The following is a 25780-nucleotide window of genomic DNA, read 5'->3' as shown; positions in this document are numbered from 1 at the left end:
ATTAAGGTTCCTGCTGAGGTAACGGAGGCTCATCGGGCACTTCGTCACGGGTCGTAATCCGGATGCCACCACCCGGCAGGCGAATGACGCGAATGCTGGCTTCACCCTCTGTTATGCTTTCCAGCTGCTGGAGCACCTCGGGCGGGATTTCCGCTGGTGCATCCTGCAAGTCGATGCTGGCCGCTTCGGCTTGATAACCGTACTTCGAAATGGCAATCACCACCCGACGGTTTTGAGCCCGTCCCTCTGGCGTGGTGTTATCCGCAGTCGGATAAAACTCGCCATAGCCCTCAATGGCCATCCGTTGAGGGGCTACCGCCATGGCTTCCAGTATACGGAGTACCGAGGTAGCCCGTGCCACCGACAGTTCCCAGTTTGAAGCAAAGATTTCATTGTTAATCGGCACATTATCAGTATAGCCCCGAACCCGGATAAAGTTGTTGATGGGCACAATGATGCCCGCAACGTCATTCAAAAGCGTCTGGGCAGCGAGGGTGGCGGTGGCACTGCCACTGGGAAATAACAAACCACTGCTGAGCTCAATGGTCAGCCAGTTGTCGTCTTGTTCAACCCGAGCCAGGCCCTCCTCCATCAGGTTGGCCAGCGCCTGAGTTAACTCTTCTTGCAAAGAGGTCAAGGGCGTTCCCAGCAAGCGCTCGGAAACCTCGGATAACTCGGTGCCATCAGCGACCAACTCAGGACCTTTTGCCGGCTCTAAGGATGCACCGTACAAATCAAAGTCGCTCTGAGGGCCGGGCTCCAGCAATACCGAGGTCCCTTCCAGGCCGGTACCGCGACTGTCTGAGCGTTCAAAGATCCGGGTAAGGGTTTCCGATAAAGCACGGTATTCTTCGTCTTTGACAATGGACATGGCATAAAGCACGACAAAAAGTGCAAACATCAGGGTCATGTAGTCGGCGTAGGAAACCAGCCAACGATCCAGCTCATCGGCTTCAACTTTCTGATGTTTGTTTTTATGCCGGTACATAACTCATCCCTAACCAGCCCGGTAGGCGTTGAGCTTGCGCTCCAGAGTGCGCGGGTTTTCACCATGCGCAATCGAAAGGAGTCCTTCGATAATCATTTCATGGTGCAAGGTGTGTTGGTGGACCAGATTTTTCAACTTGTTGCCCACCGGAATAAAAATCAGGTTGGCAAAACCAACACCGTAGATGGTGGCTACAAAAGCGGTGGCAATTCCAAGGCCCAGCATTTCTGGATCGGTGATATTGGCCATGGCCTGGATCAGGCCAAGCACAGCGCCCACGATACCAATGGTCGGGCTGTACCCGCCCATGGCTTCAAAAATTTTGGCACCACGCAGCAGCCGCTCACGCTCCAGCGTCAGCTCCGCATCCAGCGTATCTTGCAACACCTGAGGATCTACACCATCCACCAGCAGATTCAGGCCCCGGTGCACAAAGGGATCTTTCTCATCCAAAGCACGGCCTTCCAGAGCAAGAAAGCCACTGGCACGGGCGGCGTTGCTCCACTCGATCATCTGGTCGAGCATGCTGCTGGTGGGCAAGTTATGGCCTCGAACCACCCAGGGCAAGAGTTGAAAACCCAATTTGAACTGGGCGAATGGAGTTTGCACCATCACGGCCCCGAGCGTTCCCCCCACCACAATAATAAAGGCAGGAAGGTGCAGCAAGGTAAGAACAGAGCCACCTTCCAAAGCAAAGCCACCAACAACCCCTACGATAGCAACGAAAAATCCTATCAGCGCAAGTTTATCCATGCATCACTTCTGTTATTAGTTTTGTGGCTGTATCGGCAAGGCTAACTTCGACATCCATCAGGCCAGCCGCAGCCACAGCTTGCGGCATCCCATAGACGACACAACTGGCTTCATCCTGAGCCCAGATACGAGAACCATATTGTTTTAATAAGCGGGCTCCCTCTCGTCCATCCGAGCCCATCCCGGTTAAAATCAAGGCCAACACCTGGTCGCGGTACACTCTGGCCGCACTGCCAAAAGTGATGTCGACACTGGGTTTGAAAGTAATTCTGGGTGAATCATCATCTTTAATTTTTAGCCGGGCTTGATCCGCTTTACCATCCACCAGCATTTGCTTGCCCCCGGGGGCCAGGTAGGCCACCCCTGGTCTTAGTACATCATTGTCTTCGGCCTCTTTGACAGAAATTTTAGCCAACCCATTCAAACGGGTTGCAAAAGCACCGGTAAAGGCAGCAGGCATGTGCTGGATTAACAGGATGGGCAAGGGAAAGTTTGCCGGCAGCGCGGTAATAATTTTTTGCAGCGCGACCGGTCCGCCGGTCGAAGTACCTATCGCCAACAGCTTGTAGTTGTTGCCGCTGGATTTAAAGGGTTTAGTGACTGCGGGCCTGGCAGGAGCAGCGGTTTCTTTGAGCCGCTCAGATAGCTTGGGGCGTTCAAAACTGCTGCGGGTTAAAGCTGGACGACTGGATGCCAGGCTTCGACCAGGTAGACGCCGTGCCACCGCCTTCACACGCTGCCGCAGCAAGTTAGCGGCTTCGTCTTTGTCGCGGGCAATGTCTTCGAACTTTTTCGGCAGGAAGTCTACCGCCCCGGCATCGAGCGCATCAAGGGTGGCTTTTGCACCTTCATGCGTCAAGGAAGAAAACATCAAAATTGGAATGCGCTGTTGTTGCATGATGGCGCGCACAGCGCTAATGCCATCCATCACCGGCATTTCAATATCCATGGTGATGACATCGGGTTTCAGGGCAATGGCTTTATCAACAGCTTGCTGGCCATTGTTCGCAGTATCAATGACCTCCAGCTCAGCATCCGCATTCAGTATTTCGGTTAAGCGGCGACGAAAAAAGCTGGAATCATCGACCACCAGAACTTTTATTGCCATTGAGTACTCGCTTTAGTTTGCGGTTTTGCTAAAACGCTCGAGTTTAATTTTGGATTTCCGGGCGTAGTGCTTCAACAAGCTGGGTACATCCAGAATCAATGCAATGCCGCCATCCGAAGTGATGGTGGCACCGGCCATCCCCGGTGTACCTTGCAATAAGTGGTCCAGTGGCTTAATGACCACCTCTTCTTGGCCAATTAGGGAATCAACCACAAAACCAATTTTTTGGGTGCCAAGCTGCAAAATGACCACATGCCCCTGCTCGCGGCGAACCGTTTTGCTGGAGCCTTTGACCAACCAATGTTCCAGGTAAAACAGCGGGATCGCTTTGTCGCGGACAATGATGGTCAACTGGCCATCGACATTGTTGGTTTTGGCCAGATCCAGCTGCACAATCTCATCAATGGTCCCTAAGGGCAAGGCAAAGGTCTGTTTACCAACCACCACCATCAAGGTTGGAAGAATGGCAAGCGTCAGAGGCACTTTGATTTCCAGTAAAGTGCCTTTACCAAGTTCAGAATTGATGTGCACGCTGCCGTTTAGCTGGGTGATTTTGGTTTTCACCACATCCATACCGACGCCGCGGCCGGAAATGTCTGAAATTTGCTCTTTGGTTGAAAAGCCAGGAGCAAAAATAAGATTGAAAGCCTCGTTGTCCGACATCCGTGCCGCTGCATCGACATCCAGAATGCCACGGTTGATGGCAATGCCTTTCAGCTTTTCCGGATCCATGCCGGCCCCATCATCCTCAATGGTCAGCAGGATGTGATCGCCTGCTTGCTCGGCAGCCAGCTTTACCCGCCCGGTACGATCTTTACCGGCGGACTGGCGGACATCTGGCATTTCAATGCCATGGTCAACGGAGTTTCGCACCAAGTGCACCAATGGATCGGCCAAAGCTTCGACCAGGTTTTTATCCAGATCGGTTTCTTCACCTTCCAGCTCCAGCGTAATTTCTTTTTTCAGCGACCGAGCTAAGTCCCGCACCACTCTTGGGAAGCGACCAAAGACCTTTTTAATTGGCTGCATCCGGGTCTTCATCACCGCGCCTTGAATATCCGCTGTGACCACATCCAGGTTGGCAATGGCTTTACCCATTTCTTCATCTTTGGTGCTGGTAGCCAGGCTCACCAAACGGTTGCGCACCAACACCAGCTCACCAACCATGTTCATGATTTCATCCAGCCGCTTGGTATCAACCCGGACGGTGGTCTCAGGCTGAGCTGCTGGCGGCGCGGGAGGTGCGGTCGGAGCAGTTGCTTTTGGCGCCGCAGGAGCACTGTCAGGTTTCGCAGCTGGCGTACTGGCTGCGGCCGCAGCAGGCTCAGGAACTTTTGGCGCTGGTTTGCGTTCCGCAGGCGTTTTATCCGCTACCGCTTGCGGAGATTTGCCTTTGCCGTGCAAATCATCCAGCAAAGACTCAAATTCATCATCGGTAATTTCATCGCCTTTGCCAGCTGGGGCAGCTTTTTCGGCGGGTGCAGCCTTGGCTTCGCCATCTGTGGATTTGAAACTGCCTTTGCCATGCAACTGATCGAGGATGGCTTCAAACTCATCATCCGTCATATCGCCCTGCAGCGAAGGGTCCAGCGCTGGCGGTTCGGCAGAAGCGGCCTGACCCGGTGCTTTGCCACCATGCAGCTCATCCAGCAAACGCTCAAACTCGTCTTCGTCCATGTCATCGATACCAGCGGCATCACTGGCGGAGGCCTCTGGCGGAGTTTCCGCAACGGGAGGGGCTGACACTGGCGGCGCAGCAGCGGCTACCGGCTCGGAGCTGCCATCATCAGGCTCACTGAGACGGTGCAGCGCATCGAGTAAAGCCGGATCGGCCGGGGTCAATGGCTGCCGACTTTGTACCTGAGCAAACATGGCGTTGACGGTATCCAGCGCCTGCAAAATGACATCCATCAACTCTGGCGTCACTTGCCGCTTACCGGTACGGAGAATATCAAAGACATTCTCAGCACCGTGACAGGCATCGACCAATTCGGTCAACGAAAGAAAACCAGCACCACCTTTGACAGTATGAAAACCACGGAAAATGGCATTGAGTAAATTGGAGTCGTCGGGGTTGTTTTCCAACTCGACCAATTGCTCTTGCAACAGCTCCAGGATCTCGCCGGCCTCGACCAAAAAGTCCTGTAGAATGTCTTCATCCATATCAAAGCTCATGCTTGGCCACCTCTTAAAACCCTAGACTCGACAATAGGTCATCCACATCATCCTGCCCGGTTACCACATCATCGCGACCTTCGGCATCGATGATGGGACCTTCAGCTTCGGCTGCTGCTATCTGTTTCTTCGCTTTTGCCGGTTTCGGGCTCTCTGGTAATAAATCGGGGTTGCTCTCCCCAAAAGCAGTTAACAAGCCAATTAGGCTGTCTTCAACTTCGCGCACCAGTTCAATCACCCGACGCAAAATTTGACCCGTCAGATCCTGATAATCTTGCGCCATCAACACTTCGGTCAGCAGACCGTTCAGGCTACCGGCATCGGTGTTCGCCTGTTCTAAAAAACCATTCAGACTGTGGCACAGGGCTTTGAACTCGCCAACTTTCAAGTCGCGGCTCATTAAGCGTTGCCAGGCAGGCATGATGTTTTGCAGGTTTTGTCCTAGCTGATCGGCAATCGGCAGGCAGGACTCTACTGCATCCATGGTTTTGTTGGCTGCCTGCTCGGTCATATCAATCACGTGATTCAACCGCTTTTTGGCATCCGGGATATCTTCTTCCAGCAAGTTGCTAAGCGAGGGATCCAATTGAAAATTTTTCAGTGAATCGTGCAACTGACGCGTCAGTTTTCCGACTTCCGAAAAAAGCTCTGCAGAGCCTGGTACTGCGATTTGCTGTACCAGTTGATTTGCCGCTTCATTTTCACCCATCTCCAACAGCTGCACCAACTCTTTGGCTTGCTCAAGTGAAATGGATGGTGCCGTGAGTGCGGACATTGCATTACTCCCTTGTCTGCGTCAGGTTATCCAATCCTTTCAAACACTTTGGATAGTTTTTCCTGCAAGGTTGCGGCGGTAAAAGGCTTCACAATGTAGCCATTTACCCCAGCCTGAGCTGCTGCAATAATTTGCTCTTTTTTGGCTTCGGCAGTAACCATCAACACAGGGATGTGCTTGAGCTTGTCGTCCGCACGAATGGCGCGGAGCAAATCGATGCCTTGCATACCTGGCATGTTCCAATCGGTGACCACGAAATCAAAATCACCACCTTGCAACATGGGCAAAGCAGTACTGCCATCATCTGCTTCAGATACATTGGTAAACCCAAGGTCTCTCAGCAAGTTCTTAATAATTCGACGCATGGTTGAAAAATCATCAACCACCAGAATCTTCATGTTCTTATCCAAAATCCCCTCCGCTGAGAAAATCGTTATCGGACATGTTCAATAACTTTTGATTACAACCAATCCTGCATTCTGGACTTTAAACGAACCAGCGCCTGACTATGGATTTGACTGACACGGGACTCACTGACATTCAGTACAGCACCGATCTCTTTCAAGTTTAGCTCATCATTGTAATACAGCGATAGTACTAATGCTTCCCGCTCGGGCAAATTGCTGATGGTCTTGATCAGGCTTTGCTGAAATGCTTCATTGGCCTGATGTTCGAACAACTGATCGGTTTCGCGATCATCCGCTGTTGCCAGTACATCTTCAGTGACGCCCAGGTCCTCAATACCTAAGATCCGGCCGCAACTGACATCACTCAACATATGATGGTACTCATCGAGAGATATATCAAGTTTTTCAGCAACTTCTACATCTTTAACATCACGGCCAAGCTCTGCTTCCAATTCCGCAATGGTTTCGGCGATTAAACGGGCATTGCGATGCACCGAGCGTGGGGTCCAGTCGCCACGACGCATTTCATCGAGCATCGCACCACGGATCCGGATACCGGCAAAGGTTTCAAAGCTGGCGCCTTTGCTGCCGTCAAAGTTCTTCGCTGCTTCCATTAAGCCTATCATGCCGGACTGAATCAGATCGTCAACCTGCACGCTGGCCGGTAACCGTGCCAACAGATGATAAGCGATCCGTTTGACCAAAGGTGCGTGACGCTCAATCAGCTGATTGAGTTGATCCGCTGCACCGTAAGCCGACAACTTCGCATTCACGCCAGACCTCGCTGCGCTTTATCGGGTTGATGAACCAGCTGTTCCAGGAAAAACTCGAGATGCCCAGAGGCTCCGGGCGGTGTTGGCCACTTGATGGCTTTCATCGCCAATGATTTCACTGCCAGACTGGCCCCCGTCTTTGGAAAAGCCTCCACAAAAGCACGCTGCTTGCGTGCGGCTTTGCGAACATTTTCATCGTACGGAATGGTTGCGACCAACTCCAGATTGACATCCAGAAAACGATCGGTAACCCGCGTCAATTTGACAAAGAGTTCCTGCCCTTCACGCAAACTACGCACCATGTTGGCAATAATTTTAAAGCGCTGAACCTCGTGATCACGGCTTAAAATCTTCATCAGAGCATAAGCATCGGTGATGGATGAAGGCTCATCACAGACCACGACTACCACATCCTGCGAGGCTCTGGCAAAGCTCATCACCATATCGGAAATGCCGGCGGCCGTATCGATTAACAACACATCGACCCGGGTTTTCATTTCGCTAAAAGCGCGGATTAAACCAGCATGTTCTGCTGGCGTTAACTCGGTCATGTTTTGCGAGCCGGAGGTGGCAGGAATAATTTTGATACCCGCCGGGCCTTCGATCAGAATGTCGTCCAGCTCGGCTTCACCAGCCAGCACATGCGACAGGTTCTTGTGCACCCGTAATCCCAGCATGACGTCGCAATTGGCCAAGCCAAGATCAGCGTCAAGTACCATCACACGCTTGCCAAGTTGTGCCATGGCGATGGCAAGATTGAGCGACACATTGGTTTTACCAACGCCGCCTTTGCCTCCGGTAACTGCAATTACTTTGACCATCTTTGTTTTCATTGTCCTCAGGCCTGCGGCCTGATCATCGATTGGCTCATGACTATGCATAGGCTCCTTCCGCTCGGCGCTCGACAGGAGCTTCCCATTGATGCGCCGTACTACTGTATGCGATGCGTAATTTTTCTGCTTGCGCTACGATGTCATCCGCTCTGGCGATACGTATGTCTTCAGGCACGCGCTGTCCATTGGTGAGGTAGCATACCGGCAAGGCATTTTGTAGCGCTGCATTGATAATTTCACCTAAACTTAAGCATTCATCAAGTTTGGTAAAAATACAACCTGATAATGGAATTCGTTTAAAGTGCTCAACGCTTTCCTGCATCACCCGGGCTTGTGCTGTAGCAGACAATACCAAATAGCTCTTTATTTTTACAAGAGAATCCTGCACCAAAGCGGCAAGTTTTTCCGCCAGTCGCAGGTCACGCTGACTCATCCCTGCGGTGTCAATCAAAACCAGGCTGCGATTGGAAAATTGTTTCAGTAAAACCGCCAACTCTTCGCTGTCTTTGGCTTGACGAACCGGACAGCCAATGATGCGTCCAAAGGTGGCCAGTTGATCCAGAGCACCGATCCGAAAGGTATCGGTGGTGATCAAGGCCACCTGATCGGCACCGTGTTTGCGGGCATACTGGGCTGCCAGCTTGGCAACGGTGGTGGTTTTGCCCACGCCGGTCGGCCCCACCAGGGCAACAACACCCCCTTGTCGCATAATGTCGTTGTTACCCGTGGTCAGCTGACCAGCAAGCAGTTCCAGCGCAGTGTTCCAGGCCTCCCGTTCACAGATGTCCTCAGGCATAAAGCAGGCCAGCTGATCGGCCATGGCCGAGGACAAGCCCATTTGCTGCAGTTGCTCTATCACCATGGCACGAATCGGTTCGCTGCGTGCCAGCTCTTGCCACATCAAGCCCGAGACCTGATGCTGCAGCAACTGACGCATCGACAGCATTTCGCTGCGCATGGCATCAAACTCTGTCTGCCATTGCTGTTGCTGCTTTTGTTGCAACTGATTAAGCTCTTGCAAGCTGACCACATTGCTTGCGCCATTGTTTTGACGCTCCGTCCGTGGCTCTGCTTTGCTGGCTTTGAATGCCGGGGCAACTGGCGCGGAACTCGGCTGACCAGACTGCATACTCATCTGCCGCGCCAGCAAGGCGCGCAGTGAGTCGGCTTCATCGTCCACCGCCGCCTCCACCCGCCGAGGCTGTGCCTTCAAACTTTGACGCCCAGCCACTTTGGCAGGCTCCTCTGTCTCTACCTTGGCTGGTTGCGAAGCCTTAGCTGGCTGGGCATCGGCATCCAGTGCCGCCACAATTTCAACACCACCAGCTACTTTTTTATTGGACATGATGATGGCATCCGGCCCCATAAACTCCTTGACTTCATCCAAGGCGGTCCGCATATCTTTGGCAACAAAGCGTTTAATTTTCATGGCTTATCTCCTAGCTGGCCTGGCCTACCACACTGACAATACGAATTTGTTTGTCATCTGGAATTTCCTGGTAAGACAGCACTCGTAACCCTGGAATGGTGTATTTCACAAATCGTGCCATCACAGAGCGTAAAATACTCGACGTTAGTAAAATGGCGGACTCGCCGTTTAATTCCTGATTCTGACTGGCTTCTTGCAGGGACTGTTGGATCCGCTCTGCCAGACCCGGCTCAATACCGCCACCATCATTACCGGCGGCTTGCATCGATTGATGCAGCATCTGCTCCAGCTCCGGTGCGAAGGTAATCACCGGCAGCTCTTGTTGACTGCCAGCAATCTCCTGCACAATCAAGCGGCGCAAAGCGATACGGCAAGCAGCTGTCAGCACATCCACGTCCTGGCTCTTCACGCCATACTCCACCAGAGTTTGCACCAGGGTTTTCATATCCCGGATAGGTACGCCTTCGTTGAGCAGGTTTTGCAAGACTTTGACGACAGTGGTCAGTGGCAAGGTATCGGGGATCAGGGCCTCAACCAACTTGGGTGAGGTTCGTGCCAGCATATCCAGCAAGTTCTGAACTTCTTCATGGCCCAACAAGCTGGCCGCATTGTTGGTTAGGATTTGACTCAAATGAGTAGCGACCACAGTCGCGGCATCGACCACGGTGTATCCCAGGGTTTGAGCATGTTCACGCTGGTCTTTCGCTATCCAGACCGCTTCCAATCCAAAAGCAGGATCCCGGGTGGCAATGCCTTTGACGGTGCCAAACACCTGACCGGGATTGATGGCCAATTCATGATCATGCCGCAGCTCCGACTCCCCAGTCGTCACACCCATCAGCGATACCCGGTAACTGTTGGGCTCCAAGTCCAGGTTGTCACGAATGTGCACGGCCGGGATTAAAAAGCCCAGCTCTTGCGATAGCTTTTTACGTACTCCTTTGATCCGGGTCAGCAATTCACCACCCTGTGATTTGTCAACCAAGGGGATCAACCGATAGCCGACTTCCAACCCAATGGTATCGACCGGCTGCACATCGTCCCAACCAATTTCTTTGATGGTCTGAGGCTCCTGATGGGTATCCAGCTCAGGCCCCTTGCTTACCAGCTCGGCAACCTGCTGCTGCTCTTTACGAAGCAGAAAGTAAGCCACGCCACCAACAATCAGCGACAATGAAATAAACGAAAAATGCGGCATGCCTGGAACAATGCCCATCACCATCAAAACACCGGCAGCAATAAAGAGCACCCGGATATTGGCCAGCTGGCCGGTAAACTGTTTGCCCATGTCTTCAGAGCGGTTTTGGCGGGTGATAATGATGGCGGTGCCAATGGACAACAACAGCGCAGGAATTTGGGCCACCAGGCCATCCCCAATGGTCAACAGGGTATAGACTTCCACCGCCTGACCAAAGGTTAAGCCATGCTGGATCATGCCAATGAAAAGACCACCAATCAGGTTTATGGCCAAAATGACGATGCCAGCAATAGCATCGCCTTTGACAAACTTGCTGGCACCATCCATCGAGCCGTAAAAATCGGCTTCCTGAGTGACTTCATCCCGCCGGGTACTGGCTTCTTCTTGCGTCAGCAAACCGGCATTCAAATCGGCATCAATCGCCATTTGCTTGCCAGGCATGGCATCCAGGGTAAAACGGGCTGTGACTTCGGCTATCCGGCCGGCACCTTTGGTAATGACCACAAAGTTGATGATGATCAGAATAAGAAACACCACCAAACCAACTGCGTAGTTGCCACCAATCACCACAGAGCCAAAGGCTTCTATCACCTTGCCGGCAGCATCTCCGCCTTGGTGGCCTTCAAGCAGCACCACCCGGGTGCTGGCAACGTTCAGCGCCAGCCGCATAATGGTCGCGACCAGCAACACGGTCGGGAAAATACCAAACTCCAGCGGCCGCAAGGTGTAAATGGTCACCAGCAGCACCACCAGAGCGAGCGCAATGTTGAAGGAAAACAGAATATCGAGCAAAAACGGCGGTAACGGCAACACCACCATCGACAGAGCAGCCATGATCAAAAACGGCGTACCCAGCCCTTTTAAGTGAGTCATCTTGCTGCGATCGAATCGATTGAAGTAACTGGCTAACTGCATGGTGTTCCCAACAAAATTTTGGCGCTATTCAGACAAAAGCAAAAAATGCTCCAACTTGTCGGCCAATGCGTCGGTTTGACACTAATCGTAGTAATAGTCGGTTGGAATCGGCAGTTGCTTGCTGAGTTTTTGCGGCCGCTTACCCCGGCCTTTTAAGAACAGATTCAGCTGATAGACATAGGCCAGGACCTGCGCCACCGCCGCAAAGAGTGCGTCTGGAATGGGCCGGTCCAACTCCGTGGTGTAGTAAATGGCACGTGCCAAAGCTGGCGACTCCACCAGAGGCACTTTGTGCTCTTTGGCTACTTTTCGAATTTGCAGCGCCATCACATCGATGCCTTTTGCCACCACCACCGGGGCTCTGTCCCGGCCTTGCTTATAACATAGCGCCACCGAGTAATGCGTTGGGTTGGTGACGATGACATCGGCTGAAGGAACTTCCTGCATCATTCGCTTCATCGACATCTGCATCTGGGTGCGGCGAATACGAGCTTTGACCTTGGGGTCCCCTTCCATGTTTTTGTGTTCATCCTTAACCTCTTGCAGCGTCATCATCAGCTCTTTGTTGTGCTTCCAGGCCTGGTAAGGCGCATCCACCAGGGCAATGAGGATCACACTACAGGTCAGCCCAAAGAACATCCAGCCCAGGATCCAAAGTGCATCCTCAATGTTGTTGGGTGCGCTCATTACCGACAGTGTCATGATGTCCCGGAAAAACAAATTCAGCAATCCAAGCGCCATCCCTACCACCACCAGCACTTTAAGAATGCTTTTGCCAAGCTCCACCAAAGCCTGCAAACCAAACATTCGCTTAAAACCTTTGATCGGGCTCATTTTGCTGGCCTTTGGCGCGGCTGCTTCCCAGCTGAAGTTAAAGCCTCCCAGCAAACAGTTACCAACAAAGGCCGCCACCAGCACAAAAGCAAAAATGATCAGCATCGGCGGCAGCAGCAACTGCATGATCTCGCCCCAGGCGGAAAACATCGACTGGGTGTCAAAGATATCTTTGGGTTGCAAGCTGAACATCCGCTTGCCGATGGTCAGAACCCGGCCGGCCAGCATCGGGCCAAACAGCAGCAAAGCTGTGGCACTGCTGATCAACACAAAAGCGGTCCCCAGATCTTTGGAACGGGCAATTTGCCCTTTCTTTTTAGCGTCTTCAATTTTCTTGGGGGTGGGCTGTTCGGTCTTTTCACCACCAGATTGACTTTCGGCCATATCCCCCCCTTAACAGCCGATGATACGGCAGCTGTAATCCAGCGTTAACTGCCACTGGATGCCGTAATGGATAAGGAAGGTATCCAGCGTCAGCCATAGGATCAATAAGCCGGATAACATGGTAATCGGGAAGCCGATGGCGAAGATATTCAACTGCGGCGCAGCACGGGTCATAATGCCGAACGACAGGTTGACCACCAGCATCGCTATAATAGGGGCCAGCGTAATGGACAAGGCGGTGGCAAACATCCAGCCGGCAAACTCAATCAGTTGCCAAATTTGCAAGCGTGACCACCAGGCATCGGTAATGGGTAAGGTATCAAAGCTCAGCACCAGCATCTGAATGGTAATCAGATGCCCATCAAAAATAAAAAACAGCAAGGTGGCCAAAATCAGATAAAACTGACCGATTGCCGGCACACTGACACCACTGGCAGGATCCACCATGGACGCAAAGGCTAAACCACTCTGAGTTGCCAACACCTGACCGGCAATAATAAAGGTATTGACGAAAATCAGCGTCATAAAACCGATGGCAAAGCCCAGCGTGACCTGTTGCATCACCTGCAGCACCATGCGAAACGACATCAAATCGGGGTTAGGCACTGGCGGGATCACCGGCATAATCATCACGGTCAGCGCCACAATCAACACAATGCGGATCCGCATCGGCACATTGCGGGTGCCTAGGCCTGCCATAATCATAAAGACCCCACTCACTCTGGCCATCGGCAACAAAAAGTCTGCCAGGGTCTGCATGATAAGGTCGAGATGAAAGTCCATTGCCTTCTCGCTCAGCCGACTACAGAAGGAATGCTGAGGATCAAACCTTCAGTGAAATCCATGATCACCCGGGTCAGCCAGTGGCCACCGAAAATAAGTGCTAGAATGGTCACAATCAAACGAGGTAAGAAGCTCAGCGTCTGTTCGTTAATCGAGGTAGCCGCCTGAAACACCGCGACAATCAAGCCGACAAAGAGCGAGGGCAAAATAATAGCGCTGACCAACAAGATAACGATGTAGAGCGCATCGCGCAGCACATCGACAAAGACTTCAGGGCTCATGGTTAGGTCCCCAATCCAAAGCTGGTGGCCATGGTTCCCATCACCAGGATCCAGCCATCCACCAACACAAACATCATCAATTTAAAGGGCAAAGAAATGATCATCGGCGACAACATCATCATCCCCATCGCCATCAGAACACTGGCCACCACCAAATCAATGATCAAAAATGGAATAAACAACATAAAGCCAATCTGAAAAGCCGTTTTTAGCTCACTGGTGATAAAGGCCGGAATAATCACCGTGATAGGCAGATCCATCAAATTATCCACTTCCTCCACCCCGGCAATGCTGGCAAAGGTATCCAAGTCACGCAACCGGGTCTGGTGCAGCATAAATTCTTTCAGTGGAATAATGGCTTGCTGCACCGCTTCCAGCGACGTTTTCTCTTCCGCTAAATAGGGTTGCAGCGCCTGATGATTGATTTCATTGAGTACCGGCGACATGATAAAAAAGGTCAGAAAAAGCGCGATGCCAATCAACAGCTGATTTGAGGGGGACTGTTGCAAACCGATGGCCTGGCGCAAAATCGCCAGCACCACGATGATGCGGGTAAAGCTGGTCATCATAATGACCATCGCCGGGATAAAACTCAGCGCGGTCATGATGGCTAGGACTTGCAGCGTTACACTGTATTCCTGAGAGCCATCCGGGTTGGTGGTAACACTGATGGCCTGCAAGGTGCCGACATCAGCAAAAACAGCAGGGCTAAGGCCAAGCGCCAACAACACCAGAATAAGTCGCAACATAGAGCATTTTTACTTTTTCATCCACGATTGCAACTGACTATGAAATTCTGATGCCAACTTTTCTTCAGGCAGGGGCTCTTCCAGCTCAAACAGGTAATTTATCTGCTGAGCGGTCACACCCAAAACCCGTTGTTTCCCTTGCATTTCAACAACTAACAATCGCTCTTTCGGCCCTAACGGAATGGTGGTAATTACCTTCATGTGTTGGCTGCCGGGAATGCGCAGTGTCAATTTTTTGAAAGACCAGCCCAGCAACACCACCATCAGGATTACAAAAGCCAGAGAAATGACGATTTGACCGAGCGATAACCCAGAACTTGAGCCAGCCCGACTCAGCGTCTGATCGCCCCCGGCTCTGTCCCGGCTAAAGCGGTAAGGTGAGCTGGCAGTTTCTTGTGTTGAGGTAGGCTCCATGCCCTCAAGCACCGCATCAACCTCGACTGCACTGCTGGGCTCATGCTCAGCAGCAACGATCTCAGCTTCAGTGGTCAACTCCGGCTCAGCGGCAGACTCTGGCTCAGCGGCAACAAGGGCACCACTGAGCACTGCACAGAAAAAAAGCCCGTAGAAAAACACTGCTCGCATTAGCGTAACTTCTTAATACGTTCAATTTGACTGATCACATCGGTCAGGCGGATACCGAATTTATCGTTCACCACCACCACTTCGCCATGCGCTATCAGGGTACCATTGACCAAAACATCCAGCGGCTCACCAGCGACCCGCTCCAGCTCAACCACGGAACCCTGATTGAGTTGCAACAAGTTGCGGATACTGATTTTGGAGCGCCCTACTTCCATCGAAATGGTGACCGGAATATCCAAAATGGTATCCAGCTTTAATTTGTCTTCACCACCCGCTGGGCTTTCCTCTTTCAATTCATCCAGCTCAACAGGACTCGCACCGTCCGAGCCTTCGGCTTCAGCCATGGCAGCTGCCCATTCATCCATGGTGTCTTTATCATCAGCCATCGTCACTAATCCTCATTCCGCGCCGACAAGTTTAAATCGGCTTCCAGTTCGGAGATATCGGCGTCACTATCCAGTCTGCGTCCACCCTTGGTAAAGACATGCAACTCAGACTTGACCGACTCCGGTCGCTTAATTTTCTCAATAATCTTCAATGCCACACTGTCGCGGGACCGGCCCATTTTAGCGCGGAAGGTTGGCAAGTCTTCAATCAATACAGTGATGTGCTCCGGCAACTCAACCGGAATAATGTCGCCTGCCTTTAAGTCCATCACTTCTTGCAGCGTTAAATCCACATCCAGCATTTTGGTGGTCAAGTCCACTTCCACATCCATGATTTCATCGCGCATGGCCTTACTCCAGCGCAAATCGGTATCTTCTTTATCGCTTTGCACCCCGGCATCAAGCAACTCCCGGATGGGCTCCAGCATGGAATAAGGTAAGGCAACGTGAAAGTCGCCTCCACCGCCATCCAGCTCGATATGAAAGGAGCTGATCACCACCACTTCGGTTGGGCTGACAATGTTGGCCATGGCCGGATTCACTTCAGAGTCCAGGTACTCAAAGGAAACGTCCATGACGGGCGCCCAGGCCTCTTTGTAATCTTCAAAAATCAGCTTGAGCAGCATCTGAATAATACGACGCTCGGTCGGGGTAAATTCACGCCCTTCGATTTTGGCATGGTAACGACCATCACCGCCAAAGAAGTTGTCGACCAGAATAAACACCAGACGGGCTTCCATGGTAATAAGCCCAGTGCCTTTTAAGGGACGAAAGCGCACCATGTTCAAACTGGTTGGGACAAAAAGGGTATGCACGTACTCACCGAACTTGATCATCTGCACACCATTGATCGAGACTTCAGCAGAGCGCCGCATCATGTTAAACAAGCTGATCCGCATATGACGGGCAAAGCGTTCGTTGACCAGCTCCAGAGTCGGCATCCGCCCCCGGACAATCCGGTCTTGTGAGGAGAAATCGTACTCGGTAGCTGAGCGGCCAGGGCCACCACCTGCCTCGTCAATTTCTTCTTCTTCAATGTCATCAACGCCGTGTAATAAGGCATCAATTTCATCTTGTGACAATAAGTCCGTCACGGCGTTACCCTTTTATTGCATCACAAAACCGGTGAAAAGCACCTCTTCCACCACCACTGTTCCGGTGACCCGCAGCAGCTCTTGCTGCAAGTCGCTTAGCGCCTTGTTGCGAAGGCTTTCTTTGCCGGCGGCTGTAATCAAGTCATCGGCGTTGGCGCTGCTAAAGGTTTGCAGCAGCGTTCCTTCTATCAAAGGAATGTGTCGCTTGGCCAAGGTATCGTTGTTGCTGCCCCGAACCAAAAGCTGCACCCGAATTTGTACCAGTCGGTCCCGGCTACTGCCCGGTACATTGAAAATAAATGGACGTGGTAAAGGAACATAAAACGCTGCGCCAGTCGGCGCAGCCGGTGTGCCATCCTCACTCACGGCAGCTGTTGGTCCGGCAGATGGTGTACCGCCTGAGCCATCTGAAAACCAGAACAGAATGCCAACGGCGGCAATCACCAGCACGGCTAAGGTGCCACCAACGATCAGCAGCAGTTTCTTTTTGCTGCCACTTTCTGCAATTTTTAATTCATTGTCGTCTGCCATGCCCTGCCTCGCTTCGTGTTGTCTGGCTGTTATTGTGACCCTTGCGACACAGGATCGCAATTGAGACCCGGACAAAATTAGCGGCATCTGTAACAGGGTTGCACAGGATTGGGCAGGATTTAAGCATAGTAATCCACCAATCGTTCCGAGGCCGCTGCTACCACTTGACGCTGTTCTGCAGGAACCCCCTCTTCCTCAGCAGCCGAACTACCAGCCGATGAACCTTGCTGTTGCCCTTGCTGCCCGGATTGCTGCTGCGCCACCTGACCATCGGCCAGTTCAATGCCTTGCTCACTCAGCATATCGCGCAAACGCGGTAGCTGTTGTTCCAGTACTTCCTTAGCGTGCGCTTGCTGCACCAAAAACTGCACACTGGCTTGCTCTTGCTGCATGCTCACCCGAATGTGCATGCTACCCAGTTCTGCTGGTTCCAGCTTAATATCAGCGCTGTGCACCGAGTTACGCACCATCAGCACCAGTCGCTCCCGCAATTGGCCGGATGCATCGGCAGCCAGCAGGTTTACCGGCTGACGCAACAGCTCACTGACGGTAGGCGTGCTGGTAATGACCGGCGCTGTGCTACCCTGCGCTTGCATCAACTGACTAACACTGGTACCACTGGCCTGCATAACGGGTGTTGTCATGGTAGTACTAACAGATGCTTGCAACTGGCTGCTGGCCGCTGTTCTGGCCATTGCCGAATCCTTGTCAGCCGCTTGCTCAGAGAGTAAATCGAAGCGTCCCCCCGGCTCTGACGGGGCATCGGCTTTTGCTTGCTGCCAGGCAGCCTGAACACCGGCCGAGCCAAGCTGATCTTTTTGTGCGCCGGACTGTTCACCAGTGCCGCGATTGCCGGATGACAGCACCGTTTCAGCTGCCTTGCTCTGAAGCTCTGCCCGCTCTTGAGCTGCGCTGGCTAAAGTTCCGGCTGAAACGTCTGCTTTGCTGCCTGCCGGTAACACCACAGCAGCAGGCACCGGCTCAACACCCACCATCTCAGCCTCAGCTTGTGCGAGCTGAACTTCAGACAATGGCTGAGCTTTGACTTGCTGGCTCTCAGTAGTCATCTTGCCGGTTTCATCCGACACTTTGGATGTCTGATGGCTGCCTTGTACCGAAGAAAGTACGCTCTTGTCAGAGGTAGTGCTGCTCTTATTTTTCGCGGGCATCTCGCTGACCAAGTCCACGGTTCCTTCTTCGTCAGACTCTTTGTCGGCACTTTGCTCGCTACTTGCTGCCAATGACTGTGACCAAGAACTTGCTTGTGATATGACTTTGTCTGTCCCAGCAGTGGCCTCTGCGGCTTCGTTGCCTTTAACAGCCTGCTGTTGCAGCCCAGATGTCGTTTGCTGTCCTTGCTGAGTAAGCTGCCCTTTCAGGGTCACTGATTCTTTCTCTATGCGCTGTGCTTTTTCGCTCATTGGTAGCGCTTCTTTTGACGCTGACTTTTCAGACGCTTGCCCAGAGTTCAGCCAACGCGCCGCCAATGAAATTGACGCCGCTTTTGCCTTTGGGCTTGCTTCTGATAGCTCTGCATCTTCAGCAGCATCATCGCCCAGATGATCCACATCATTCAAACCAGGTAGCGCTGTTGCATCAAACGCAACCGCCGTTGCTTTATCTGACCTGTTATTGATTCCAACACCGATAAAACCTTCTTTGGCAGCATTCAGCTGCGCTTGGTTACTCTGGCCTGCAGTCAGACCTGCGGACTGACGCTGACCATTCCGAATAATCGCCAACCAGGCTCTGGCTGCGTCTTTATCGTCGTCGGAACTGTTTTCATCGGCGATAATCGCCTGCAAATTTTCAGAGTTGAGCAAGTCAGCATCGTCGTCCTGCGGCGCCGCAACGGCAGCTTTTTGCCGTTCGGTCGTGTCGGTATCTTGGGTTGAGCTGTTGCTAGCGCTGGCCAGAGACTTGGCAAAAGGCAACAGTTCTGCGGTTTCATCGTCCATGCCATGGCGTGCTTCCGTGGCTGTTTCACCCATGGATAAAACTGGGCCAGCGCCCGAAAGCAGAAACATCTGTAGTGCATCGGCCATGCGGCTTTCCTCGCGACAAATTAAGGAGTGGTATCCTTAGCTGCTGGCACCTGAATCAAGCTGCTAGCGGCTGATAACACCCTGTTTAGGGCACACGTCTTTTGAACATTCAAAATTCAGGCCAAGATGGCAACTAGGAGGACTGACGCCGGACAAATTGCTGCATGGCGACTTCATCCTGCATCTGTTGTTCAGCTCGGGCGGCTTTGGTCAAAGCCTGTTGTCGCTGCTGCTCCAACAGGTACTCCATCGCCTTGCGCTTCTTTTGCATTGCCAACCATTGCTGCCGGCGCTGTTCCATCACCGCCTGTGCCTGAGAAACCTGCCTGGCTTGTTGCTCCAACGCCTGATCCAGCTTGGCAATAAAGTTAACAAACTGATTGTACTGACGACTCTGCAGGCCGGAACTGCCTTGCTGCTGGCTTTGCTGAATGTACTCGGTGCGGTAATCCGCCAGCCCCTGGTATTTTTGCTCGGCCTGACGACTGTATTGCAGCGCCTGTACAAAGTTGGCTTGCAGCTTTTCTTCGCGCTCCAGCTGTACTTTTACCAATAATTCCAGCTGTTTATTCGCCATGATGCATTACCCCGGGCTCTGTGTCTGTGCCTGAGCAGGCAACGGCAAAAGTTGCGTCAAGGCATGCAAACTTTCGTCGTAAGGCACCACATCTTTCATGCCTTGTTGCAAGAAGCGTTGGATGGCCGGCATCAGCGCTACCGCTTTGTCCAGTAGCGGATCGCTGCCTTTGACATAAGCCCCGATGGCAATCAGATCCTTGCTTTGCCGGTAACTGGCATAGAGCTGCTTTAACTGCCGCGCCATCAGTTGATGCTCCATGCTGGTGACCGCTGGCATCACCCGGCTGATGGATTGCTCAATATCAATGGCCGGAAAATGCCCACTGTCTGCCAGCTGGCGGGAAAGCACGATATGACCGTCCAAAATAGCCCGCGAAGCATCGGCAATGGGATCCTGCAAGTCATCCCCTTCGGACAACACCGTATAAAAGCCCGTAATGGAACCTTTACCGGCGGCTCCATTGCCAGCCCGCTCGACCAAGGCAGGCAACTTTGCAAAGACTGACGGCGGATAACCTTTGGTTGCTGGCGGCTCACCAACGGCCAATGCGATTTCACGCTGCGCCTGGGCGTAACGGGTGATGGAGTCGACCAACAGCAACACATCCAGCCCTTGATCACGAAAATACTCGGCAATTTGCACGGCGGTCTCGCAACCTTTTAACCGCATCACTGGTGAGACATCCGCCGGCGATGCCACCACAACGGCGCGCTGCCGACCTTCCTCGCCCAGAATATCGTCAATAAACTCTTTCACTTCGCGGCCACGCTCACCTACCAGGCCAACCACGATGACATCCGCACTGGTGCCACGCGTCATCATGCCTAGCAGCACACTTTTACCGACACCGCTGCCAGCAAAGAGCCCCATCCGCTGACCTTTGCCCACCGTCAGAGCAGCGTTAATGGCGCGAACGCCCACATCCAACGGCATTCGAATCGGTTGACGCTGCAAAGGGTTAATCGGTGCTTTGCGCGGGCTGGCAAAGGTTGACGCAACGATAGGGCCTTTCCCATCCAGAGGTTTTCCCGCCCCATCAACCACCCGACCCAGCAATGCCATGCACAGCGGCACCCCTTGCTCATGCAATACCGGGGTGACTCTAGCCCCCGGCACGACGCCAGAAATATCATCTTTTGGCATTAAAAAAATACGATCGGCGGCAAAACCTACCACTTCCGCCAACAATTCCCCATCGGCCGTTTCAACGGCACAGCTTTGACCAATACCGGCACTGCAACCGGTGGCTTCCAATGTCAGACCCACCACCCGCACCAACTGGCCCGATACTGCAGGGCGGGAATGACGGATAAACTGCTGTTGTTGTTGCAGTCGCTTGGCCAAGGTTGCGGTCATGATGACGACTCCTTGCCTGCATTTGCCGGAGCTGACTCAGTCTCTCCCTTTGACGAGGCATCGTCATCGGAGGCCAAAGACGCCTCCTCGTCATCTGGCGCGGGCGATGATTCAACAACCTCAGCAGCTGCCGATTCTGGGGGCTCGGTCTCCAAGGCAAGAAAGTGCGCCAAAGCGGTTTGCACCCGCTGCTCCGTGGTTCGGTCAACACTGGACTGCTCAGTCACCAGCCGGCAGCCGCCACGGCTTAAGGTGGGCTCCGCCTGCAATTGCCAGCCCCGCTCCGCCAGCTGCTCGGCAGCATACTGTTGCTCGATGATGGCAAGATCGTCCGGATGCAGCCGAATTTTCACCTGACCATGACGCAACGGCAGCGCATCGACCGCCTGTTGCAAAGCTTGCAAAATCACCTGAGGATTGATGGTTACCTCGGTTTGCACCACCGCTTTGGCCATGGCCAGGGTTAACGCCAGCAAGGCTTGCTCAACCTCGTTATCCAGTTGCTGCAGCGGTTGATGCAATTGATCCAACAAGTGTTCCAGTGCCTGAAACTGCTGTTCACTTTGCTGCTTGCCTTGCTCCAACCCAAGCTTTTTCCCTTCAGCCAAGCCCTGCTTGGTGCCATCTTCCTGACCTTGCTGTCGGCCCTCTTCATAGCCTTTGGCAAAACCTTCTTCTTTGCCTTCGGCAAAACCTGCCTCGTACGCCTGCTGGCGCAAGGTTTCCATTTGCTCGGCAGTTAGCGGCTGCAGGCTTAGCTCTTCATCTGAAGTCTCGTCTTCCGCTGGCTCCGGTTGCTTGGGATCTGGTAAGGTTTTATTGAACGCATTGGTGCTTTTGTACTTTCGTATCCGATCGCTGAGATCGGGTGTATCCCACTCTTTCAATTGTTCCAGCGTTTCTGCATCGGGCGAGAAAGGCCGTTTGTAGCGAAATTGATCCGCACTCATTTGGCACCCTTCTTACAAGAAGTCATCACCACCACCACCACCAAGCATGATTTCACCGGCATCGGCCAGTCGCCGCGCTGTGGCCAGAATTTCTTTTTGCGCCGCTTCGACATCGCTGACCCGAACCGGTCCCATGGCCTCTAAATCATCACGCAACAGCTCGGCTGCCCGCTTCGACATATTGCTGAATATTTTCTCTTTCAGTGCATCATCCGCACCTTTTAAGGCTTTCATCAGAATATCTTGTTCAACTTCACGCAGCAGGGTTTGAATGCCGCGGTCTTCAACGTCAATCAGGTTTTCAAACACAAACATCAGATCCTGGATTTGCTGCGCCATTTCTTCGTCATTTTCCCGAATAGAGTCAAGCAGCTGGCCTTCGATGTTGGTATCCAGGTAGTTCAAAATATCGGCCGCTGCTTTCAAGCCGCCCATTTTCGCAGTCTGAGCACCGGCCTGCCCTGCAAACTGTTTCTCCATAATTTCGTTCAACTCCTGCAGTGCAGCAGGCTGCACTTCTTCGAGGTTGGCGATGCGCATGGTTAAATCCAGCCGTACTTTTTCCGAGAACTGCGACAGAATTTCTGCCGACTGCTCCGGTGCTAGGTACGACAAGACAATGGTCTGGATCTGCGGGTGTTCGTTACGGATAATATTGGCCACTTGCTTGGAATCCATCCATTTCAATGAATCCAGGCCTTTGGCACTGCCACCCAGTACAATCTGGTCAATCAGGTTGGCTGCTTTTTCTTCGCCCAGCGCCGCCGTCAGTGCCCGCTTGATAAATTCTTCACTTTGGAAACCAATGGTGCTGAAGTTTTGAATTTGTTCAATGAACAAACGGTGCACAGCTGAGATTTTTGCCTGATTCAGGTCGGTCATCTGAGCCATGGCAGAGCCCACCTTTTGCACCTGCTTGGGCTCCAGGTGCTTCAGGATCTGGGCGGCATCTTCTTCCGACAGACTCAGCAATAGAATCGCTGCTTTTTCTACGCCATCAAGCTTTCCAACATCAAAGCTGGGCTTTTCAATATTCTCAGTCATCTTCTTCCAACCAGTTTCTGACCACCAGGGCCGACAATTCAGGCTCGTTGGCTACCAAAGCCCGCACTGCTTTTAACAAATCTTCATCACCATGCAAGTCCGGCAGCATCAAGGTACCATCCTCGGCAAAACCGACGGCAGTTTCATCAAAGTTGGACTTCAACATATCAATGGTGTCGTCTCCCAAATCCAACCCTGTTCCCAGTGCATCTTCGTCATAGGCATCGCTGGTATCTTCAGGATAGATCAGTTTCTTCAGCATGGGGCGTACCACCGACAGGATCAGTACAATGATGATCAAACCGGCAATTGCCAAACGCATCAGCCGGATGAACCACTCTTCCTGATAAAAGAAGACGGTTGGCTCAGCCTCTACTTCCATCCGGGTAAAGGGGACCGTCACCACTTCAATGGTATCACCACGCTGCACATCGTACCCGATGCTGCCTTGCAGCAGCCGGCGTATATTGGTCAGTTCCGCCTGAGTACGCGGCTGTGGCGTCATGTCGCCCTGCTCATTCGGCGCCAGCTTGTAATCCACTGCGACAGAGACGCTGACCCGGCGTACCACACCCGACTGCTGAGAGCTGTGGCTGATGGTGGTATCCAGTTCGAAGTTACGGGTTGTCTCGCGGTGATTGCGTCCGGGTACTACCGGCGTAGCTCCGCCGCCGGTTGCTTCTTCCGGAATAGCGGATGGCATCGGTGGCTGGTTGGATAAAGCGCCGGGAATCCCCCCACTTAGTCCACCTACACTGCTTTCTTCAATGCTCATTTCACTGCGGATGGCCGGTAAGTCCGGGTTAAAACGCTGCTGTGTTTGCTCTAAAGTGGTAAAGTCCATCACCACATCGACCTGGGCCGTGTAGTTGCCAACGCCCAGCACCGGCATCAAAATACTGTCAATGCGTTGACGGTATTCATCTTCCCGTGTCCGCTCCATTTCGTACTCGCGCCGTTTGCGGGCAGAAGCCATGTCTTGTGAGCCACTGTTCAGCAAACGTCCATTCTGATCGGTGACTGTTACCCGGGATGGCTCCAAATTCTGTACTGCGGATGCAACGATATCGACAATGGCATCGACTTCACTGTCCCGGATCACCCGACCACCACGGGCGGTAAGCAGCACTGTCGCCGACGGCTGACGTTCGCGGCGGGCAAAGACATTCTCAGGGGGGATTGCCAGCAACACCCGTGCTCTGGCCACACTTTGCAATTCTTCGATGGTGCGGGCCAATTGTTGCTCACGGCTGTGCTTCAAGCGCTCGGACTCCAGCCGCTGGCTAACACCAAAGCCGCTGTCCTGCATTAAGATGTCGGTGCCAGAAGAAGGCTCTTGCGCCAGCCCAGCCCGGGTCATGCCTAAACGAATGTTTTGGAATTGATCTTCAGGCACATAAATTACATTGCCATCCAGCCGGTATTTCACCCGCTGACTGTCCAAATGATCCAGCGTTTGAATCAGCTCTTCGGTGGCAAAGGTACCCAACGGGCGCATTTCAGGCTGACGAGCCCATAAAATAATCAGCAGAGCAATGGCCAGACAGATGGTCAGCGCAATGATCATGGTGATCTGACGCAACAGATCGGGTCCGCCCAAATTGCTTAAAAAGCCGGACTTTTGCTCCTGTTGCTCACCAGAGTTAAAGTCGTCGCCGCTTAACGCCAGTTCAGTGGATTGATTCTCTGCCACAGCTTACCCCTTAGCACTTACACCGGCATGGTCATAATTTCTTTGTAGGCTTCCACCACTTTATTACGCACCTGAACGGTGGCATCAAAAGCAATGGACGATTTAGAGGCCGCAATCATGGCCTGCGCAATGGTGACGCCTTCCACGCCATTTTCAACATCACTGGCAAGGCCACGGGCATTCATTTGCAAGCCATTCACTGTATCCAGAGCCCCTTTTAGCATGACACCAAAATCGCTCTGGCTCTGATTCACCGAGGCCGGACCAAAGGGCTCCGGCCGTTGCACCCGTTGCGCGGATTGCGGCCCCTGGGCCTGCTGTGCCATGGCTTGCATCTGATTGTACAGCGACACTCCCGGACCTTTGATTTGCATGGCGATACCCTCTGTCAAAAAATTGTGCTTTACAGAGATAAAGCATAGAGCGTGCCATAATTAAATCATTTGAAATCAGTTTATTAAAGAAATTAGCCGTCCAGAGATAAGCTCAAGGTTGATAAAGCACTGCTCGACTGCCATGCTGAGTAGCAAGCAAAGTACCATTCCACAGCAAAACCGTAATGACTGCATACAAAGGAAATACAAATGAAGTTTAATGGGAAAATCAATTACATCGAACTGCCCTGCCGGGATATGGCGGCGACCAAAGCATTCTTTAGCAAGGTATTTGGCTGGGGGTTTGTCGATTATGGCCCGGAGTATATGGCCATTACCGATGCAGGCATCGACGGTGGTTACTACCAAAGTGAACATGTAGCGCTAACTCAACATGGCAGCGCCCTGGTGGTACTGTATAGCTCTGAGCTGGAGCAAACCTTAACCGATGTGAAAGCGGCAGGTGGCCAAATACTGCAAGAAATTTTTAGCTTTCCGGGCGGGCGGCGTTTTCACTTTACCGATCCAAGTGGCAATGAGTATGCAGTTTGGTCGGAGCAGTAGACAGCAGAGAAATAAAAAGCATTGTTTTTATAACTTATAGAAATAAAGTTTGACAGTATCGAGAAAACCTATACACTGGCCGTGCTTGATTAGTTTGTTCGTTATTTATGCAAAACCTCGAATGTTATTGCCGTTTTAGTAACTCTTCCTGTATTCATAAGTTAAAACATCTCTCACAGCACAATCGCCTGAC

General features: G+C 52.5%; 26 protein-coding genes. 1 reads left to right on the top strand and 25 read right to left on the bottom strand.

All coding sequences use genetic code 11. The annotated features are described in order from the left end of the window. Nucleotide 1: 1 nt before the first annotated feature. The 25 genes from Q3O59_RS04295 to fliE form a co-directional block, all read right to left on the bottom strand. The gene (locus Q3O59_RS04295; RefSeq protein WP_305944389.1) at nt 2–988 is read right to left on the bottom strand and encodes a flagellar motor protein MotB; all 987 of its coding nucleotides are present in this window, start codon (nt 986–988) and stop codon (nt 2–4) included. A gap of 9 nt (nt 989–997) precedes the next feature. Further along, nucleotides 998–1741 carry a flagellar motor protein gene (locus Q3O59_RS04290; protein WP_305944388.1) on the bottom strand — a complete coding sequence of 248 codons (744 nt, stop codon included), beginning with the start codon at nt 1739–1741 and terminating at the stop codon, nt 998–1000. Then, on the bottom strand, nt 1734–2849 hold the full coding sequence (locus Q3O59_RS04285) for a protein-glutamate methylesterase/protein-glutamine glutaminase (protein ID WP_305944387.1): 1116 nt from the start codon (nt 2847–2849) through the stop codon (nt 1734–1736). Before Q3O59_RS04285 ends, Q3O59_RS04290 begins: the two co-directional genes overlap by 8 nt. A 12-nt stretch (nt 2850–2861) precedes the next feature. Next, nucleotides 2862–5024, bottom strand: coding sequence for a chemotaxis protein CheA (locus tag Q3O59_RS04280; protein ID WP_305944386.1), 2163 nt, complete (start codon nt 5022–5024; stop codon nt 2862–2864). A 13-nt stretch (nt 5025–5037) separates the two neighbouring features. Then, nucleotides 5038–5799, bottom strand: a complete 762-nt coding sequence (locus Q3O59_RS04275; RefSeq protein WP_305944385.1) for a protein phosphatase CheZ — start codon at nt 5797–5799, stop codon at nt 5038–5040. A 26-nt stretch (nt 5800–5825) separates the two neighbouring features. Then, on the bottom strand, nt 5826–6209 hold the full coding sequence (gene cheY, locus Q3O59_RS04270; RefSeq protein ID WP_228589313.1) for a chemotaxis response regulator CheY: 384 nt from the start codon (nt 6207–6209) through the stop codon (nt 5826–5828). Nucleotides 6210–6259: 50 nt separating this feature from the next. Further along, a complete protein-coding gene (locus Q3O59_RS04265; RefSeq protein WP_305944384.1) occupies nt 6260–6979 on the bottom strand; it encodes an RNA polymerase sigma factor FliA in 720 nt (239 codons plus the stop codon). Continuing rightward, complete coding sequence (locus Q3O59_RS04260) at nt 6976–7860, bottom strand: MinD/ParA family protein (protein WP_305944383.1); 885 nt, start codon at nt 7858–7860, stop codon at nt 6976–6978. The genes Q3O59_RS04265 and Q3O59_RS04260 overlap by 4 nt, the downstream gene beginning before the upstream one ends. Further along, nucleotides 7853–9241 carry a flagellar biosynthesis GTPase FlhF gene (flhF, locus tag Q3O59_RS04255; RefSeq protein ID WP_305944382.1) on the bottom strand — a complete coding sequence of 463 codons (1389 nt, stop codon included), beginning with the start codon at nt 9239–9241 and terminating at the stop codon, nt 7853–7855. The genes Q3O59_RS04260 and flhF overlap by 8 nt, the downstream gene beginning before the upstream one ends. Before the next feature lie 10 nt (nt 9242–9251). Then, complete coding sequence (gene flhA / locus Q3O59_RS04250) at nt 9252–11354, bottom strand: flagellar biosynthesis protein FlhA (protein ID WP_305944381.1); 2103 nt, start codon at nt 11352–11354, stop codon at nt 9252–9254. An 81-nt stretch (nt 11355–11435) separates the two neighbouring features. Further along, entirely contained in the window at nt 11436–12572 is a 1137-nt protein-coding gene (gene flhB / locus Q3O59_RS04245; RefSeq protein WP_305944380.1) for a flagellar biosynthesis protein FlhB, read from the bottom strand. Nucleotides 12573–12581: 9 nt separating this feature from the next. Further along, the gene (fliR, locus tag Q3O59_RS04240; protein WP_305944379.1) at nt 12582–13355 is read right to left on the bottom strand and encodes a flagellar biosynthetic protein FliR; all 774 of its coding nucleotides are present in this window, start codon (nt 13353–13355) and stop codon (nt 12582–12584) included. Nucleotides 13356–13366: 11 nt separating this feature from the next. Continuing rightward, nucleotides 13367–13636 carry a flagellar biosynthesis protein FliQ gene (gene fliQ, locus Q3O59_RS04235; RefSeq protein WP_091341823.1) on the bottom strand — a complete coding sequence of 90 codons (270 nt, stop codon included), beginning with the start codon at nt 13634–13636 and terminating at the stop codon, nt 13367–13369. Between the two features lie 2 nt (nt 13637–13638). Then, a complete protein-coding gene (gene fliP, locus Q3O59_RS04230) occupies nt 13639–14385 on the bottom strand; it encodes a flagellar type III secretion system pore protein FliP (protein WP_228589306.1) in 747 nt (248 codons plus the stop codon). A gap of 9 nt (nt 14386–14394) precedes the next feature. Then, on the bottom strand, nt 14395–14970 hold the full coding sequence (gene fliO / locus Q3O59_RS04225) for a flagellar biosynthetic protein FliO (protein WP_305944378.1): 576 nt from the start codon (nt 14968–14970) through the stop codon (nt 14395–14397). Next, complete coding sequence (fliN, locus tag Q3O59_RS04220) at nt 14970–15356, bottom strand: flagellar motor switch protein FliN (protein WP_305944377.1); 387 nt, start codon at nt 15354–15356, stop codon at nt 14970–14972. The genes fliO and fliN overlap by 1 nt, the downstream gene beginning before the upstream one ends. A gap of 5 nt (nt 15357–15361) precedes the next feature. Next, entirely contained in the window at nt 15362–16450 is a 1089-nt protein-coding gene (fliM, locus tag Q3O59_RS04215) for a flagellar motor switch protein FliM (protein ID WP_228589303.1), read from the bottom strand. Nucleotides 16451–16462: 12 nt separating this feature from the next. Then, nucleotides 16463–16981, bottom strand: coding sequence for a flagellar basal body-associated protein FliL (fliL, locus tag Q3O59_RS04210; RefSeq protein WP_305944376.1), 519 nt, complete (start codon nt 16979–16981; stop codon nt 16463–16465). A gap of 119 nt (nt 16982–17100) precedes the next feature. Then, nucleotides 17101–19026 (bottom strand): flagellar hook-length control protein FliK, encoded by a 1926-nt coding sequence (locus tag Q3O59_RS04205; protein ID WP_305944375.1) that lies wholly within the window; start codon nt 19024–19026, stop codon nt 17101–17103. A gap of 133 nt (nt 19027–19159) precedes the next feature. Beyond that, a complete protein-coding gene (gene fliJ / locus Q3O59_RS04200) occupies nt 19160–19603 on the bottom strand; it encodes a flagellar export protein FliJ (RefSeq protein ID WP_305944374.1) in 444 nt (147 codons plus the stop codon). A 6-nt stretch (nt 19604–19609) separates the two neighbouring features. Beyond that, nucleotides 19610–20962, bottom strand: coding sequence for a flagellar protein export ATPase FliI (gene fliI / locus Q3O59_RS04195; protein WP_305944373.1), 1353 nt, complete (start codon nt 20960–20962; stop codon nt 19610–19612). Next, nucleotides 20959–21912, bottom strand: a complete 954-nt coding sequence (gene fliH / locus Q3O59_RS04190; RefSeq protein ID WP_305944372.1) for a flagellar assembly protein FliH — start codon at nt 21910–21912, stop codon at nt 20959–20961. The genes fliI and fliH overlap by 4 nt, the downstream gene beginning before the upstream one ends. A 12-nt stretch (nt 21913–21924) precedes the next feature. Further along, complete coding sequence (gene fliG / locus Q3O59_RS04185; protein WP_228589297.1) at nt 21925–22956, bottom strand: flagellar motor switch protein FliG; 1032 nt, start codon at nt 22954–22956, stop codon at nt 21925–21927. Beyond that, complete coding sequence (fliF, locus tag Q3O59_RS04180; protein ID WP_305944371.1) at nt 22949–24649, bottom strand: flagellar basal-body MS-ring/collar protein FliF; 1701 nt, start codon at nt 24647–24649, stop codon at nt 22949–22951. The genes fliG and fliF overlap by 8 nt, the downstream gene beginning before the upstream one ends. Nucleotides 24650–24666: 17 nt before the next feature. Next, the gene (gene fliE / locus Q3O59_RS04175) at nt 24667–25023 is read right to left on the bottom strand and encodes a flagellar hook-basal body complex protein FliE (protein WP_305944370.1); all 357 of its coding nucleotides are present in this window, start codon (nt 25021–25023) and stop codon (nt 24667–24669) included. Between the two features lie 210 nt (nt 25024–25233). On the opposite strand from fliE, the gene Q3O59_RS04170 reads away from it, so the two are divergent. Further along, on the top strand, nt 25234–25587 hold the full coding sequence (locus Q3O59_RS04170; RefSeq protein WP_305944369.1) for a VOC family protein: 354 nt from the start codon (nt 25234–25236) through the stop codon (nt 25585–25587). The last annotated feature ends 193 nt before the right edge of the window (nt 25588–25780 follow it).

The sequence above is a fragment of the Alkalimonas delamerensis genome, assembly GCF_030717955.1.
In the GTDB taxonomy this organism is placed as follows: domain Bacteria; phylum Pseudomonadota; class Gammaproteobacteria; order Enterobacterales; family Alteromonadaceae; genus Alkalimonas; species Alkalimonas delamerensis.
The sequence above is the reverse complement of the archived record's forward strand: the minus strand, read 5'-3'. Positions and strand labels throughout refer to the sequence as shown.